Source organism: Cellulophaga tyrosinoxydans (assembly GCF_900176415.1).
GTDB lineage: Bacteria > Bacteroidota > Bacteroidia > Flavobacteriales > Flavobacteriaceae > Cellulophaga > Cellulophaga tyrosinoxydans.
In genome coordinates this window covers 237,566-252,833 of sequence record NZ_FWXO01000002.1, presented here as the reverse complement: position 1 = coordinate 252,833, position 15,268 = coordinate 237,566, and the positions used below count along the sequence as shown (strand labels likewise).

At 33.7% G+C, this 15,268-nt stretch carries 19 protein-coding genes and 1 tRNA gene; 6 read left to right on the top strand and 14 right to left on the bottom strand.

The features are described 5' to 3' along the window. Window positions 1-86: 86 nt before the first annotated feature. Window positions 87-160, bottom strand: a tRNA-Met gene (locus B8963_RS08155). A 137-nt stretch (window positions 161-297) separates the two neighbouring features. Between B8963_RS08155 and B8963_RS08150 the strand changes: the two genes are divergently transcribed. Together B8963_RS08150 and B8963_RS08145 are read left to right on the top strand one after the other, a co-directional pair. Beyond that, window positions 298-681 carry an START-like domain-containing protein gene (locus tag B8963_RS08150; RefSeq protein WP_084061024.1) on the top strand — a complete coding sequence of 128 codons (384 nt, stop codon included), beginning with the start codon at window positions 298-300 and terminating at the stop codon, window positions 679-681. A gap of 55 nt (window positions 682-736) precedes the next feature. Continuing rightward, window positions 737-1,591 (top strand): aminotransferase class IV, encoded by an 855-nt coding sequence (locus B8963_RS08145; protein WP_084061023.1) that lies wholly within the window; start codon window positions 737-739, stop codon window positions 1,589-1,591. A 26-nt stretch (window positions 1,592-1,617) separates the two neighbouring features. Here the strand turns inward: B8963_RS08145 and B8963_RS08140 are convergent, their stop codons facing one another. The 5 genes from B8963_RS08140 to B8963_RS08120 form a co-directional block, all read right to left on the bottom strand. Further along, the gene (locus tag B8963_RS08140) at window positions 1,618-2,178 is read right to left on the bottom strand and encodes a YqgE/AlgH family protein (RefSeq protein ID WP_084061022.1); all 561 of its coding nucleotides are present in this window, start codon (window positions 2,176-2,178) and stop codon (window positions 1,618-1,620) included. 111 nt (window positions 2,179-2,289) lie between these two features. Further along, window positions 2,290-2,562, bottom strand: a complete 273-nt coding sequence (locus B8963_RS08135; RefSeq protein WP_084061021.1) for an HU family DNA-binding protein — start codon at window positions 2,560-2,562, stop codon at window positions 2,290-2,292. 173 nt (window positions 2,563-2,735) lie between these two features. Next, a complete protein-coding gene (gene fmt, locus B8963_RS08130) occupies window positions 2,736-3,683 on the bottom strand; it encodes a methionyl-tRNA formyltransferase (protein ID WP_084061020.1) in 948 nt (315 codons plus the stop codon). Between the two features lie 2 nt (window positions 3,684-3,685). Further along, window positions 3,686-5,581: a RecQ family ATP-dependent DNA helicase gene (locus B8963_RS08125; RefSeq protein ID WP_084061019.1), complete on the bottom strand. Its 1,896-nt coding sequence runs from the start codon at window positions 5,579-5,581 to the stop codon at window positions 3,686-3,688. Continuing rightward, the gene (locus tag B8963_RS08120) at window positions 5,581-6,123 is read right to left on the bottom strand and encodes an AAA family ATPase (RefSeq protein WP_084061018.1); all 543 of its coding nucleotides are present in this window, start codon (window positions 6,121-6,123) and stop codon (window positions 5,581-5,583) included. Before B8963_RS08120 ends, B8963_RS08125 begins: the two co-directional genes overlap by 1 nt. 84 nt (window positions 6,124-6,207) lie before the next feature. Between B8963_RS08120 and B8963_RS08115 the strand changes: the two genes are divergently transcribed. The 4 genes from B8963_RS08115 to B8963_RS08100 all read left to right on the top strand — a co-directional run bounded on the left by B8963_RS08115 (window position 6,208) and on the right by B8963_RS08100 (window position 9,152). Then, window positions 6,208-6,495 carry a DUF493 family protein gene (locus B8963_RS08115; protein ID WP_084061017.1) on the top strand — a complete coding sequence of 96 codons (288 nt, stop codon included), beginning with the start codon at window positions 6,208-6,210 and terminating at the stop codon, window positions 6,493-6,495. A gap of 87 nt (window positions 6,496-6,582) precedes the next feature. Further along, window positions 6,583-7,257, top strand: coding sequence for a DUF4290 domain-containing protein (locus tag B8963_RS08110; protein ID WP_084061016.1), 675 nt, complete (start codon window positions 6,583-6,585; stop codon window positions 7,255-7,257). Between the two features lie 14 nt (window positions 7,258-7,271). Next, window positions 7,272-8,579 carry a UDP-N-acetylglucosamine 1-carboxyvinyltransferase gene (gene murA / locus B8963_RS08105; protein WP_084061015.1) on the top strand — a complete coding sequence of 436 codons (1,308 nt, stop codon included), beginning with the start codon at window positions 7,272-7,274 and terminating at the stop codon, window positions 8,577-8,579. A 93-nt stretch (window positions 8,580-8,672) separates the two neighbouring features. Beyond that, window positions 8,673-9,152 (top strand): hypothetical protein, encoded by a 480-nt coding sequence (locus B8963_RS08100; protein WP_084061014.1) that lies wholly within the window; start codon window positions 8,673-8,675, stop codon window positions 9,150-9,152. 22 nt (window positions 9,153-9,174) lie between these two features. On the opposite strand, the gene B8963_RS08095 is transcribed toward B8963_RS08100, so the two are convergent. From B8963_RS08095 to B8963_RS08060, 8 genes are all read right to left on the bottom strand, one after another. After that, window positions 9,175-10,014, bottom strand: a complete 840-nt coding sequence (locus B8963_RS08095) for a peptidylprolyl isomerase (RefSeq protein ID WP_084061013.1) — start codon at window positions 10,012-10,014, stop codon at window positions 9,175-9,177. 14 nt (window positions 10,015-10,028) lie between these two features. After that, window positions 10,029-11,027, bottom strand: coding sequence for a pirin family protein (locus tag B8963_RS08090; RefSeq protein ID WP_084061012.1), 999 nt, complete (start codon window positions 11,025-11,027; stop codon window positions 10,029-10,031). 3 nt (window positions 11,028-11,030) lie between these two features. Continuing rightward, entirely contained in the window at window positions 11,031-11,477 is a 447-nt protein-coding gene (locus B8963_RS08085; protein ID WP_084061011.1) for a VOC family protein, read from the bottom strand. 62 nt (window positions 11,478-11,539) lie between these two features. After that, window positions 11,540-11,947: a GNAT family N-acetyltransferase gene (locus B8963_RS08080; protein ID WP_084061010.1), complete on the bottom strand. Its 408-nt coding sequence runs from the start codon at window positions 11,945-11,947 to the stop codon at window positions 11,540-11,542. Further along, entirely contained in the window at window positions 11,948-12,607 is a 660-nt protein-coding gene (locus B8963_RS08075; RefSeq protein WP_084061009.1) for a beta/alpha barrel domain-containing protein, read from the bottom strand. A gap of 93 nt (window positions 12,608-12,700) precedes the next feature. Continuing rightward, entirely contained in the window at window positions 12,701-14,011 is a 1,311-nt protein-coding gene (locus B8963_RS08070; RefSeq protein WP_084061008.1) for a cryptochrome/photolyase family protein, read from the bottom strand. 6 nt (window positions 14,012-14,017) lie between these two features. Further along, window positions 14,018-14,710 carry an SDR family NAD(P)-dependent oxidoreductase gene (locus B8963_RS08065; protein WP_084061007.1) on the bottom strand — a complete coding sequence of 231 codons (693 nt, stop codon included), beginning with the start codon at window positions 14,708-14,710 and terminating at the stop codon, window positions 14,018-14,020. Window position 14,711: 1 nt separating this feature from the next. After that, a complete protein-coding gene (locus tag B8963_RS08060; protein WP_084061006.1) occupies window positions 14,712-15,209 on the bottom strand; it encodes an SRPBCC family protein in 498 nt (165 codons plus the stop codon). Between the last annotated feature and the right edge of the window lie 59 nt (window positions 15,210-15,268).

The window sequence follows — 15,268 nt, the reverse complement described above, 5'->3', positions numbered from 1 at the left end:
AAGCGAATATTTTTTTTAGCTAAGGAAAAGCATAAAAAAAAGCGACTTAGTATGTGCTAAGTCGCTTTTTTATTGAATTTCTGTAGTAGCGAGAACGAGAGTTGAACTCGTGACCTCCGGGTTATGAATCCGACGCTCTAACCAACTGAGCTACCTCGCCATGTTTTTTTTAACGGGTGCAAATATATAGTTTAATTTCTTGCCTATCAAAATTAAGATTGAAAAAAATATTATAGTGCATTTAATTTTTTAATCATATATAAATATATATATTGCTCAACGAAAACAGTTATTAGAATGAGTGAAAAAGTAAAATTTGAAATTGAGTTCGTGATACAATCATCACCTCAATTGTTATATACCTATCTATCAACACCTTCCGGACTTTCTGAGTGGTTTGCAGATAATGTAAATTCAAGAGGAGAAAAGTTTTATTTCATCTGGGACGAATCAGAAGAAGAAGCAAAATTATTAAAAAGAAAAAGTGAAGAATTTGTAAAATTCAGATGGACAGCAGAAGAAGATGAAAGCTTTTTTGAAATGAGAATAATTGTAGACGAGATAACTTCTGATGTTTCTTTGTTTATAACAGACTTTGCAGAAGAAGATGAGGTAGAAGAAGCTAAAATGTTATGGAGAAATCAAATATCTAGTCTGAAGCAAGTTTTAGGCTCTGCTTAAAGTTATTTTATTTTAAAACAATATCTTTGACCTTGAATTTATTCAAGGTTTTTTTATGCTTAATTTTAACGGAGAACTTATTCCGCAACATAGTAACTTTATCAATCAGAATAATAGAGGGCTCCGTTATGGCGATGCTTTATTTGAAACGATTAAAGTGGTAAATACTAGAATTAATTTCTGGGAAGATCATTACCTACGCCTTATGGCTTCTATGCGTATTTTACGAATGGAAATTCCCATGAGTTTTACTATGGAATTTCTAGAAAATGAAATTTTAGAAGTTATAAAAGCTAATAACTTAGAAAAAGCTGCGGCAAGAATACGCATTACTATATGTAGAAATGATGGAGGCCTTTATGCTCCGGTAACCAATGATGTTTCTTATATCATAGAAGCAAAAGCCATTGAAAATGCCTTTTTTACACTAGACGAGAGTTCTTATGAAGTAGAACTTTTTAAAGATTTTTATGTTAATCCAGATATGCTTTCTACCTTAAAAACAAATAACAAAATTATTAATGTTGTAGGGAGTATTTTTGCCCAAGAGAATAACTACCAAAACTGCCTTTTATTGAACAATCAGAAAATGGTGGTAGAAGCTTTAAATGGCAATATTTTTATGGTCGTTGGTAATACTATAAAAACGCCGCCTAAAAAAGATGGTTGTTTAAATGGTATTTTAAGAAAAAAGTTAATCGAAATTATTGGTAAATTACCACAGTACCAACTGGTAGAAGAATCTATTTCTCCTTTTGAACTGCAAAAGGCAGATGAATTGTTTATGACCAATGCCATTGTGGGGATCCAGCCTATTACCAAATACCGTAAAAAAACATACACACATGAAGTGGCTCAAGATTTACTCGGTAAATTAAATGCTGCGGTACGCTTAGGGCAACTGGTGTAGTTTGCCAATTTCGGATTTTTGTACGATTAGTTTAGATTGGGATTTTCTGGAGTATTAGACCATAATAAATAATCGCCACCTAATTCTAGCATATTTTCTTTCCAAAAAACATCAGATGCTTTTTTGAAAATACTGCTTTCGTATTTATTAGGTAAAATAACCCACGATTTAGAGCTTAGTTCTTTATCTAATTGTAAAGAAGACCAACCTGTGTAGCCTAAAAAGAAGCGAATATCATCACTAGAGATAACTTTTTCATTTAAAAGTTCTACTATTCTTTCAAAATCGCCTCCCCAATAAATACCATCGGAGATTTCTACACTATTGGCAATTAGCTCGGGAACTTTATGGATAAAATAGAGATTGTCTTGTTCTACAGGGCCTCCATTAAAAACTTGGAACGGAACATTTATTTCGTTCACCAAATCACTTATAGAATACGCTAAAGGTTTATTTAATATAAAGCCCACAGAACCTTCTTTATTGTGTTCTGCTAGTAAAACTACAGATCTACTAAAGGAAACGTCGCCAGTTAAAGCTGGCTCTGCAATAAGCAGTTTTCCTTTTTTAGGTTTAATTTGTATCATAGAGCAGTGTTAGTTTATCCTAAAATAACACAAAAATCACTAAAAATGAAAACCTAGGCCAAAAAAAAAGTACTTCCGAGGAAGTACTTTAATATATTACTAAATTATTTCTTAGTTTACTGCTTTAGCTAATTCAGCACCAGCTTTAAACTTAACAACATTTTTAGCAGCAATTTTGATAGTTTTTCCTGTTTGAGGATTTCTACCATCTCTTGCTTCTCTTCTTGATACAGCCCAAGATCCGAAACCTACTAAAGAAACTCTACCACCTTTTTTAAGAGAACCTTCAACGTTACCTAAAAATGATTCTAAAGCTTTCTTTGCAGCCGCTTTTGTAATACCAGCGTCAGCTGCCATTGCATCGATTAATTCTGTTTTGTTCATAATTTTAATAAATTAATTGTTGTTAAAATTTCTATACCCTAACAAATTTATAAGGATTTGTGGTTAACACAAGTAAAACAAGGGGAAATCAGCGTTTTTGTTGATAACTCGAATGCTTTGTTGATAAAGTAGGGCTTTTTTTACACTTCATCGAGCCTAGTGATAGCAAGGGTTTAGCCAACATGAGCGTTTTCCTCCAATTTTAATCCATTTAAAACATCTAATGTTTTCATTTTACGTTTTCCAGGAAGCTGTATTTCTAAAAGCTCAATAAAACCACCTGCAACAGCAATCTTAATGGTTTTTTTGTCAAACCAAAGCGATTTTAGCGCTAGCGAATGTTTTTCATTACTCACGGCCACTTCATAAATTTTTAAAAACAATTCCTCATCACCATTATATAATGTAGTCCAAGCTGCAGGGTAGGGACTCAACCCTCTAATTTGATTATAAATAGTTTCAAGAGGCTTATCCCAGTTAATCTCACAGGTTTCTTTATGAATTTTATAAGCTACTTTTTCAATAGGCGTGTTGGGTTGTTTTTTGGTAGTTACTTTTCCAGCTTCAATACTTTTTACTGTATCAATAACCAAATCGGCGCCTAAAACCATCAACTTATCATGTAAAGTACCTGCGGTTTCATCTGGATCAATGGCTATTTCCGATTGTAATAGTATTTCTCCAGTATCAATTTTATCATCTATATAAAAGGTAGTAACGCCAGTTTTAGTTTCCCCATTTATAAGCGCCCAGTTTATTGGAGCTGCACCTCTATAATCTGGTAATAATGAAGCATGAAGGTTAAAAGTGCCAAATTCAGGAATTTCCCAAACCACTTTAGGCAACATTCTAAACGCAACAATTATTTGTAAATTGGGTTTTAGGCTTTTTAGTTCATTTAAAAAGTCTTCGTTTTTTAAATTGGTGGGTTGCATAACTTTTAGGTGATGCGCAACAGCATATTTTTTAACCGCGGATTCCTGTAACTTACGTCCACGGCCTGCTGGTTTATCGGGTGCTGTTATGACACCTACCACTTCATATTTATGCTGTATTAGTTTATCTAAAATACCCACCGCAAAATCGGGAGTGCCCATAAATACAATTCTAAGCTTATTCATTTTTAAACTACTTTATATTTGTTTGTTGCTGTAATTTCTATTATTTCGTTCTCTAAAAGCACTTGTAAGGCACTAAATATAGAGCCTTCTTTATACAATACTATTTTTATTAGCTCACGAGAACTTAAAGGTTCTTTTTCTAATTGTTGGAGTATGGCTTCTTTTACAAGTTCTAATACTTCATCTTTTATTACAGGTGTTTTAAGGCAAATGTCGCATTTACCACAGTTGCTTTTTTTCTCTCCAAAATAGGTTAATAATTGTTGACTTCTGCATATCGTATCATTTTTAATATAAGAAAGAATGGCATCTATATGCTTGGTTTTTTGAGAAAGAAGTACTTCTACCTTTTTGGCGAACATATTTATGGTTCTGTCATCTTCTCGCGGTACTAGAAATATAATTTCTATATCGTTATGCTGTGAAGAATAGGTGATGATTTCATCCTTTTTTAAGCGTTCTAAAACTTTAATAATTTCAGTTTCTGGAACATTGGCTTTTTTTGCAATAGACCAGGTGTTAATTTTTGTTTCATAATCTAAAATACCGCCATAAGTACGGAGTATAATCTGGATGATAGGCGCTATTTTGCTATACGTTTCTAAATAGTCGAAAATTTGATGTAGCGTAGCTATAAACTGAATGCTAGTTTTCTTTGAAAATGATTCGGATAAAGCAATCACAGAATTTTGATCCAAAATCCGCAATCCATTGTAGGTAACAAACGGATTTAATTTATAGGTATCGCAAAATGCATTAAAATTTAATTGATGTACTTCAGTACTCGATTCTCCAAACGATATTTGAAAGTAATTATTTAATTTATTATATAGTAATTTTAAATAAGCAACTGTTGGTAATCCACTTAAAAACTGCTTTTTAACCTGTAATTCGTCGGCCTTATTTATTACAATAATTGCTTTAGATGGCATGCCATTTCGGCCTGCTCTACCAGCTTCTTGAAAGTAATTTTCTATACTATCAGGTATTTGATAGTGAATTACCAAACCAACATCTGGTTTATCTATACCCATGCCAAAAGCATTGGTGGCAACCATTACTCGTGTTTTGTCTTGTAGCCAATTTTCTAAACGGGTTTCTTTTTCCACTTTAGTAAGTCCGCCGTGATAAAAAGTTGCCTTTATTTTATGCTGCAGTAAATAATTGGCAAGTTCATTGGCCAATCTTCGTGTACGCACATATACAATAGCACTTTGGTTGTTTTCCTCTAAAAGTTGTTTTAATTGGTAATTTTTATCTTCGTCCCATTGGACCGAAAAAGCAATGTTATCTCTCGCGAAAGATGTTTTTTCTACCAGCGGTTCATTTAGTTGAAGATTGGTTATAATATCTTTTGCAACTTCGGGCGTAGCTGTTGCAGTTAAGGCTATAATAGGAGCGTTAGGGGCTAAATCTCTTAATATACCACAGGTTAGATACGAAGGTCTAAAATCATTACCCCATTGCGAAATACAGTGTGCTTCATCTATCGCAATAAGATTTACATTCATTTCTTGTATGCGCTGCTGTACCAGATCTTGTTGCAGACGCTCCGGTGACAAGTACAAAAATTTGTAATTTCCGTACAAACAATTATCTAGTAAATCAATTACATCATCTTGCGAAATACCACCAGTAAGCGCTAAAGCTTTTATTCCTTTGCTTTTTAAATTATCTACCTGATTTTTTATGAGTGCTATTAAAGGTGAAACAACAATACAGATGCCATTATTTACCAAGGCTGGAACTTGAAAACATAAAGATTTTCCACCTCCTGTTGGTAGTAGGGCCAGAACATCCTTTTTTGTTAATATTGCCGTAATTATCTCTTCCTGAGATTCTTTAAAATCAGAGTATCCCCAATATTGCTGTAAAATTTCCTTAGGGTCTTTTGGCACTAACTTATTTTTAGTTTTTCAATGATAAATTGTACCCGTTCCTCTACAGAAACCTTGGGCACATCAACTACAGCATATCCAAAACTGGTATACGCATGCTCTAAACAATCATGAATCCGCAAAGCTTCTTCAAAGTTTTCATAGCGTTCGTTGTCCGAGGTGTGTATTTCTTCCCAAGGTGGTAAAAGAAATATCTCGTCATAAACATTATTTGCACAAATGGTAGTAAATTCTTCGGGGTAAGGGGTGCCAAAACAATCTAAATAAGCCACAACATCTGGCAAACCTCTATCGAAAAACACCACTGCATTGTCCAGTTTTTCAGCATCGTGGTATTGTGCTAAACGACCTTCTAATATTCGTTGACTAAAAAGTAGGGGATCGGTTAAAAAAAGTTGCTCAATACCTTCTTCTCTTGCTTGTAGGGTAATAGCTCTAGATATTTCATGAAAGCATAGAAAACCTGCAGCTTCAATACCGGATACTACAGATGTTTTTCCTGTACTTGGACCACCCGCAATGACTATTTTTTTTGGACTCAATTATTTTTTTTTAGTTGCACAAAAGTAATGAAAGCATCGTGAGAAAAAAATTGAAGGATATACTTATCTTTGCAGAAAAAAGTGATGGACACAGAAAATCCCGACGAATTTTATTCAAAATTAAAAACCCGATTAGAGGAAACATCAACTTGGCCATCGGTATACTTATACAAATTTATTGTACCTGCAGCTGGTACGGGCATTAAAGAAATTGAGTCTATTTTTGATAATACTGGTGCTGTAGTGATTAAAAAAAACTCGAAAAACGGAAAATATACGAGTCTTTCTATTAGTTTAGAAATGAAAAATCCGGATGCTGTTATAGAAAAATATAAAGCAGTAGGGCAGGTAAAAGGAGTAATATCATTATAAAACTAGTATATCAACAAGAAATTTGTTAATTTGCAACCTTTAAGAGCATACTTTCCTCTTTATAATTATTAAGAAAAACTTTTCAATTTGAGTTTAGCCAACAACGAAGTATTCAATTTAGAGTACAATACCGAGCGCCCTCAGCTTATTATACCTGAATATGGGCGACATTTTCAAAAAATGGTAGATTACGCAATGTCTATTGAAGATGATGCGGAGCGTAATAAAGTTGCCCAAGCTATAATTAGCGTTATGGGTAATTTACAGCCGCACTTTAGAGATGTTCCAGATTTTCAACATAAATTATGGGACCAGTTGTTTATCATGTCCGATTTTAAGTTGAAGGTAGATTCACCTTACCCGATTACTTCAAAAGAAATGTTGCAAGAGCGACCAGAGCCTTTGAAGTATCCTCAAAATTTTCCTAAATATAGATTTTACGGAAATAACATAAAATTAATGATTGATGTTGCCATTTCTTGGGAAAAAGGTGACAAGCGCGATGGTTTAAAGTATGCCATTGCCAATCATATGAAAAAATGTTATTTAAATTGGAATAAAGATACTGTTGAAGACAAAGTTATCTTTAAACATTTATATGAATTGAGCGATGGTCAAATAGATTTAGCTCAAGAAGGGGAGAACCTTACCGAGAGTGGTCAGTTTTTGAAAAACAAACCTGCGAAACAAAATTCGAACCGCTCAAATAACAAGAAGAACAATAACAGAAATACTAATAACCGTAATAAAAAACGGTTCTAATTTTTCAAAATTAAATGGGGACATTTAAAATTGAAGGTGGTCACCAATTACATGGTGAAATTACCCCTCAAGGAGCTAAAAATGAAGCTTTACAAATATTATGTGCGGTGTTATTAACTGCAGAACCAGTAACTATTCATAATATTCCAGATATTGTAGATGTAAATAAACTAATTGCCTTATTGGAAGATTTGGGTGTAAAAATCCAGAAAAAAGGTCAAGGCTCTTATAGTTTTGTGTCTGACGATGTAAATTTAGAGTATTTGCAATCAGACCAATTTAAACAAGATGGACGTGGACTTAGAGGATCTATCATGTTGGTAGGACCATTATTAGCACGATTCGGAAAAGGATATATACCAAAGCCAGGTGGTGATAAAATAGGTCGTAGAAGACTTGATACGCATTTTGAAGGCTTTATAAATTTAGGTGCTACATTCCGTTATAATAAAGAAGAACATTTTTATGGTGTAGAAGCCAAAAAATTAAAAGGTGCTTATATGCTTTTAGATGAAGCATCGGTAACCGGTACAGCAAATATAGTTATGGCCGCGGTTTTGGCAGAAGGTACTACTACAATTTATAATGCTGCCTGCGAACCTTATTTACAGCAATTATGTAAAATGTTGAACCGTATGGGCGCTAAAATTAGCGGTATAGGTTCTAATTTATTAGTTATTGAAGGTGTAGATACCTTAGGTGGTACAGAGCATACCATGTTGCCAGATATGATTGAAATTGGTAGCTGGATTGGATTAGCAGCAATGACCCGTAGTGAGCTAACCATAAAAAATGTAAGTTGGGACGATTTAGGTCAAATACCAACAGTTTTTAGAAAGCTTGGAATTACCCTAGAACGTAAAGGAGATGATATCTATATTCCAGCACATGTTAATGGTTACGAAATTCAGAATTATATAGATGGTTCTATTCTTACTATTGCCGATGCACCATGGCCAGGATTAACGCCAGATTTATTGAGTATAATTTTAGTGGTTGCGACACAAGCAAAAGGTGAAGTATTAATTCATCAAAAAATGTTTGAAAGCCGTTTGTTCTTTGTAGATAAGTTATTAGATATGGGCGCAAAAGTTATACTTTGCGATCCGCATAGAGCAACAGTTATCGGTCATAATTTTAAGTCCACTTTAAAGGCAACGACTATGGTTTCGCCAGATATTAGAGCTGGAGTTTCATTATTAATTGCCGCTCTTTCAGCAAAAGGAACCTCTACTATTCATAATATTGAACAAATCGATAGAGGGTATGAAAATATTGATACCCGTTTACGTGCGATAGGAGCTAAAATTACAAGAGTGTAAATTTATTCAGTTATATTATTAAAAAGGAAACAAATGAAATGTATATTATTTGTTTCCTTTTTTTATTTTTAAAATGATCATATCAAAATTATTATGAAAAGATATCGTATGGTTTTCTTACTGCTTTTTCTTGCTGCAATTACGATTATTGGGCTGTTTTTATGGTACTTATCTTTTTCTTCTATCAGTGATCTTTCCGATGATATTCGGTTTAAAGGGTACTTGAATAAACCATTAGTTGTTAAACAAACTTCCATATTACAGCATAGCACTGAAAGTGTTAATAGGTTTAGTGCTTACTCCGTAAATAGTTTTTATGAAGACAGCACAACAACCGATGTGAGTTTTCTTAAAAAGTACGCTATAGGCGATACTATAATTTTTACTTCAGCGAAAGGTTATTATAGCAATCACGTAGGAGTTACGTATTATTTATTAGGAAAAGAAAAACTAGATTCTGGCGAAATAATAGAATTTGAATACTACGCAGGCTTTGATTATACTCCTGCAATTTGGGAAACATTGGATGAATTTTTAGAACGACGCAAATTGGAAAATAAAACTTCTAATTAGGCTCGTCTATACTTGATTTAATTTATTCCTCAATCAATCGCATGGATTTAATTCTAATATCCTCTAAAGGCCTATCGAACTCTCCTGTGGCTTGTAAGGCGATAGAATCTACAATAGTTAATCCTTTTACAACTTCTCCATATACGGTATAGTTTTGATCTAAATGTGGAGTACCGCCTATGGTCTTATAAATTACTCTATGCTCTTCGGGTATGGTATAGGGAACAAAATTTTTGGCTGATTTAGCCCACACATTTATACTATCTTGATACTGTAGGTAGACTTCCTGTTTGTTTGAATACATTGCATGTTGCAATGAATCTAATAAGTATTTATATTTCTTGTCATTCTGAATTTCATGCTGTGCCAACCAGTTATTAATACGCACTTCGGCCTTTTCTAATAAACTATCATTAAACACTTTTCCTTGTACAATATAAAATTGCATTCCACTTGATGCTCTTTCAGGATTTCCATCACGTGCTGCTGCCAATACACCCTTTTTATGAAATAAATTTGGATTAAACTCTGCATTTATGGTATAATCAACATCACCATTTCCGAGCGTATCCAATGCAGTGGCATTTTTACTATCAGGATCGCCACCTTGAATCATGAACTCTTTAATAACCCTATGAAACATTACACTATCATAGGCATGAGTTTTGACTAATTTTATAAAATTATCGCGATGTAGAGGAGTTTCATTATACAGTTCTAGGGTAATTAAACCCAGATCTGTATCCATTTCAACCATCGTTCTTTTTTCAATTTCAATTTTCTTTTCTTCTTTTTTTTGATTGCAACCTAAAAGAATTAAAAGAGTGCTTAACAGTAGAATTTGACGAATAAATTGTTTCATGGTTAAAATTTAAATTATTTTTCAACGAGTGTTCCATCAGGATATTTAGCAAATCTTCCTTCGTTTTTATCATGTACATTATCGGCGTGCGGCCAAGGCCAACCTCCAAATTGTGTAACTTGATATTCGTGCATAGCTTGTTGAATCTCGGTATTCGTATTCATTACAAATGGCCCATATTTAGCAACAGGCTCTTCAATAGGTTTCCCTTGCAATAAAAGAAAATATCCAGTTTTCCCCTTAACATTTATGATTACATCAACCGCTGGGTTTAGCTTAATTCCAAAATTTGGTGTAACAGATTTACCTTCTATTTCAATACTCTCTCCTTCGTAAAAGTATAAAGTTCTACTCACCTTAGTATTCGCTTTAGGTAGGGTATAGGTACTGTTTGCATCAATATGAATATTCCATATCGCTACTTCATTATTTAAATTTGCTGCCCAAGAATTTGGCGCAGGATCAGGAGCCTTTGTATTTTGATAAGTTCCTGCAATTATTTTTACACTACTATTTTCAGTTTTAATCACTGGAATATCTTCATGCCAAAGCATTGCAAAATGTGGATCAACATATTTGTCTTTACTAGGCAAATTCAACCAAATTTGGAATAATTCAAGTGTGTTTTCTCTTTCTGAGTTGAGCAATGGAAACATTTCGGAATGCTGAACGCCTCGACCTGCTGTCATCCATTGTACATCGCCTTGACCAAATCTGCCAGCAGCACCTAAAGAATCTGAATGATCACAAAACCCTTTATTTACAATAGTGATGGTTTCAAATCCTCTATGCGGATGTGAAGGGAAACCAGGAATAGTTTGTCCATGATACATGCGCCAACCATCTTTTATGGTAAAATCATTGCCCAAATTTCTTCCATTTAAAGAAGCAGCAGGACCCATGTCTCCGTTCCCTTTTGGATAGTAGTCTAAATGATACACACAAAACAAAAAAGGATCTTGTGTTTGCCAGGGAAAACCCAATTGAAAAATTGATTGTATGGCTGCGTTCATAGCTTAGTTGTGTTTTGCATCGTTTATTTCTATCCAGTATCCTTCAGGATCTCTGATATATATTTGTCGCACTCCATCGGCTCTTATCGTAATAGCATTTTTGGTGCCTGGCCAGTCTTCATAGGAAATTTGTTGTTTTTCTAAATGTTTAATAAACGCATCTAACTTTTGAGTTGATAAGCAAATATGACTGGATTTATGCTTTTTCATCACCACAGTATCCTTATAAATTAAGTGCAACTGCGTATTTCCTACAATTGAAAACCATCTAAATCCGGGATCTTTGGTAGGGTGATCTATTTCTTTTAGACCGATAACATTTGCATAAAAATCGCCTGTAGTTTTTAAGTCGTTAACTATTAATGTGGAATGATCTATTGTAAAATTGAACGTTTGTGCATTTAAAGCAAAAGAGAAAGCTAAAAGAACTATTAGAACTAGGTTTTTCATTGTTTATACTGTTGTTTTTACTAAAATACAACAAACAATTGGGCATTTTTAATTCGTGGCTGTTAAATCAACTTTTCTAAAATTACAAATTCTATTTCCCCTTTGGTATAGTTGCTGTTTGTTTTAAGGAAGCCAAACTTTTTATAGAACTCCAACTTATTAACCCTTGCATTGCACCAGAGTTTTTTTAGTTTTAAATCTTCACAATACGCAATTAAATGATGTAATATTTCAGTTCCAAAGCCTTTGCCTTGTTCTGAAACTTTAGTGGCTAATTTTCTAAACTGGGCGGTATCACCATCAATAAAAAGTGATACAATGCAAATTAATTCTTCCGCATTGAACAAGCCAAAATGTACTCCATTATGGTCCTCAGGCAATTTAATAAAGTCCATAGGATGATTTGGCCACATTACCGTGTGCCGTAAATGATAGGTTTCAGTTGCTGATATTTCTTTAATTACATTCATTTATTCTTCTCGATAGCGATTCATTATTTCTTTAAATAATTCTCCCGTTGTTGGTGGTGTAAATGAAATAGCATTAGCGCCAGCCGCTATAGCCTCGAGTATGGTTTCATCGGATTTTCCACCAGTTGCCAATATGGCTACATCTGGGTTTATGTCTTTAATGCGCTTTATAATATCGGCTGTTTTATTAGCACCTGATACATTAAAAATATCTACTCCAGCTTTAATGCGACCTTTTATATCATCTTTTTCTGATACAATGGTAATCACCACAGGAATATCAATCTTTGCTTTTAAATCTGAAATTAATGCATTTGGCGTAGGTTTATTTAACACCACACCCATTGCGCCTTGAAACTCTGCATGAATGGCTAATTCTAATGATCTTACACCAGTGGTTAAACCACCACCAACACCACAAAAAATAGGTTTATCTGCAGCTAAAATTAGGGCATTGGAAATAACTGGTTGCGGCGTAAAAGGATAAACAGCGATAATGGCATTGGCATTCGTATTTCTAATGACGGCAACGTCTGTGCTAAAAATAAAAGATTTTAATACTTGCCCAAATACATTGATACCAGAACAAGTCTGAATAATTTCTGGTACGGCCACACTATTTTTGCGGAGTCTACTACCAAAAGAAGGGATTTTATCCATAGTCTAATTAAAAATCACTTTAATATGATTTTCAACTAAGATAATTTTTTTTTGATAGCGCCCTTATAACTTTAACAACTTGGAAAGTAAGTGCTAAGAAAGTGCTTCTTTGTAGACTTTCAAGCAGCGTTCTCGAGCTAATTTATGATCTACAATTTTATCTGGATAAGTAAGCTCTTGTAAATCGGGAACCCATTTATTGATGTATTCTTTCTGCTTATCAAATTTTTCAATTTGCGTCATAGGATTAAAAATTCTGAAATAGGGTGCAGCATCAACGCCACTGCCAGACGCCCATTGCCAATTACCGACATTAGCACTTAGATCAAAATCTAATAATTTTTCTGCAAAATAGGCTTCACCCCAACGCCAATCTATTAGTAAGTGTTTGCATAAAAAACTAGCGACCAACATGCGTACCCGATTATGCATATAACCTGTTGTATTTAATTCTCGCATCCCTGCGTCTACAAGGGCGTATCCTGTGGTGCCATGTTTCCAATGTTCAAATTCTGTTTCATTATTACGCCAATTGATACGATCGTATTTGGGTCTAAAAGAGGCGCCAGTGGTATGTGGAAAATGCCAAAGTATTTGCATGAAAAATTCCCTCCAAATAAGTTCATTCCAAAAAGTTTCGTTCTTTTCTAGAATGGCTTTTTTTACAATTTCGCGAACCGAAACGGTACCAAATCGTAGATGGGGTCCTAAGTGAGAGGTGCCATTTTCCTTTGCTGGAAAATTTCGGGTTTTTTCATAATTCTGAATTACTTCTTCACTTACATTGTAATCTGGAATGCTAATCTTTGATGTTTCAAAACCTAAATCAGAAAGGCTAAGATTAGGTAAATCATTCTCGTTAAAAAAGTTTTTTAATTTACTGGAGCAGTCATAAGGCTGCATATCTATTTTAGAATTGAATATGGATTTCCATTTATTCTTGTAGGGGGTGTAAACTACATAAGGATCACCATCATCTTTTACTACTTCGTCTTTTTCAAAAATTACTTGATCTTTAAAAGTTTGAAAATCGATATTTTGTTTCTTTAAAAAATCTGAAATACGCAAATCTCTTTTTGTAGCATAAGGCTCGTAATCATGATTTGTGTAGACCGTTTGTATGTTATAGTCCTTCACAAGTTTTTCAAAAACAGCTAAAGGATTGTCATGAAAAAGCGCAATTGAACTATTTGCTTTGTCTTTTAATGTATGTTGTAATTGTTGTATGGTCTTGTGGATAAAAGTAACACGTGCATCATCTTTTGGTAGATTTTCGAGAATTTCTTTATCAAAAATAAAAATGGGCAGCACAGGATTTTCTGCCTGTAATGCATGAAAAAGTCCAACATTGTCATGTAACCTTAAATCTCTTCGAAACCAAAAAACACTTACTTTTTTACTCATTAAATATTAATTTATATTTAGCGTAGATAAACCTCCATCTACACCAAGTATTTGCCCTGTCATCCAACTACTTTTATCGCTTAGTAAAAATAAGGTAATTGCAGCAATATCATCTGCAGAACCAACACGTTTAAGAGGATGACGTTGCGACATCATCTCTACTTTTTTATCATTATTCAATAAACGTTTAGATAAAGGAGTGTCTACAAGTGAAGGAGCAACAACATTTACCCTTATTTTTGGAGCATATTCGGCAGCAAGAGATTTTGCAAAACCTTCAATGGCACCTTTGGCAGCGGCAACACTAGTATGGAAAGGCATACCATTACCGACAGCAACAGTGCTAAATAATACTATACTAGCACCATCATTCATTTTGGAGATTACAGTTTGTAGCACCTTAACCATACTAAAAAAATTAAGTTCCATATCTTCTTTAAAAGCATCTAGATGTAACATTTTTAATGGTTTCAGATTTATACTCCCTGGAAAATATATAAATCCATGAATTTTATCAGGAATAAAATTGGTATCAAATTCATCGGTTAAAACATCAAAAGGAATATGAGTAACATTCAATCCGGTTAGTTCTTCGTGCGTTCTAGAGGCAATAAAAACATGGTTGTCATCTTGCAATTGTTTTGCAACTGATAATCCAATACCGTGCGATCCGCCTATTAAAAGTATATTTTTTTTCATTTTAAATTGCCTTAATTTCTAGTTCATTTGGTCTATTATCAATTTGTCCAAATAACTCTTTTAACTTGTTTTCTCTAAATTTAAATATGGTGGTTAATTGCTTTTTTATAAAGAGTACTTGCGCTAATTGTCCAAAAATTCCAAAAGGTATTTTGTAATCAATAATGTCTTCCATTATAATACCCCCATTTGTTTCTTTTATAAAATGTTTATGATGCCAAAGAGCATATGGGCCAAAACGCTGCTCGTCTACAAAGTAGTAGCCTTCTTGTACATGAGTAATTTCAGTTACCCAACGAGTGGTATAGCCTTTAAATGGTGAAACAGTATATTGAATTATTTGACCGGGGAACATTTCTTTATCAGCACCGGATAAAATATGAAAACCCATTGAACTGGGAGTAATATTTTTGAGATTGGCTGGATCAGAAAGAAATTCCCAAGCTACTTCTCTTGAAATTGGTAGTGTTTGTTGGGAACGTAGTTGGTACAATTGCATGAATTAAATTTTGTTTAAAGATACATAAAAAATATTAAACAAAAATAGATATTAAACTT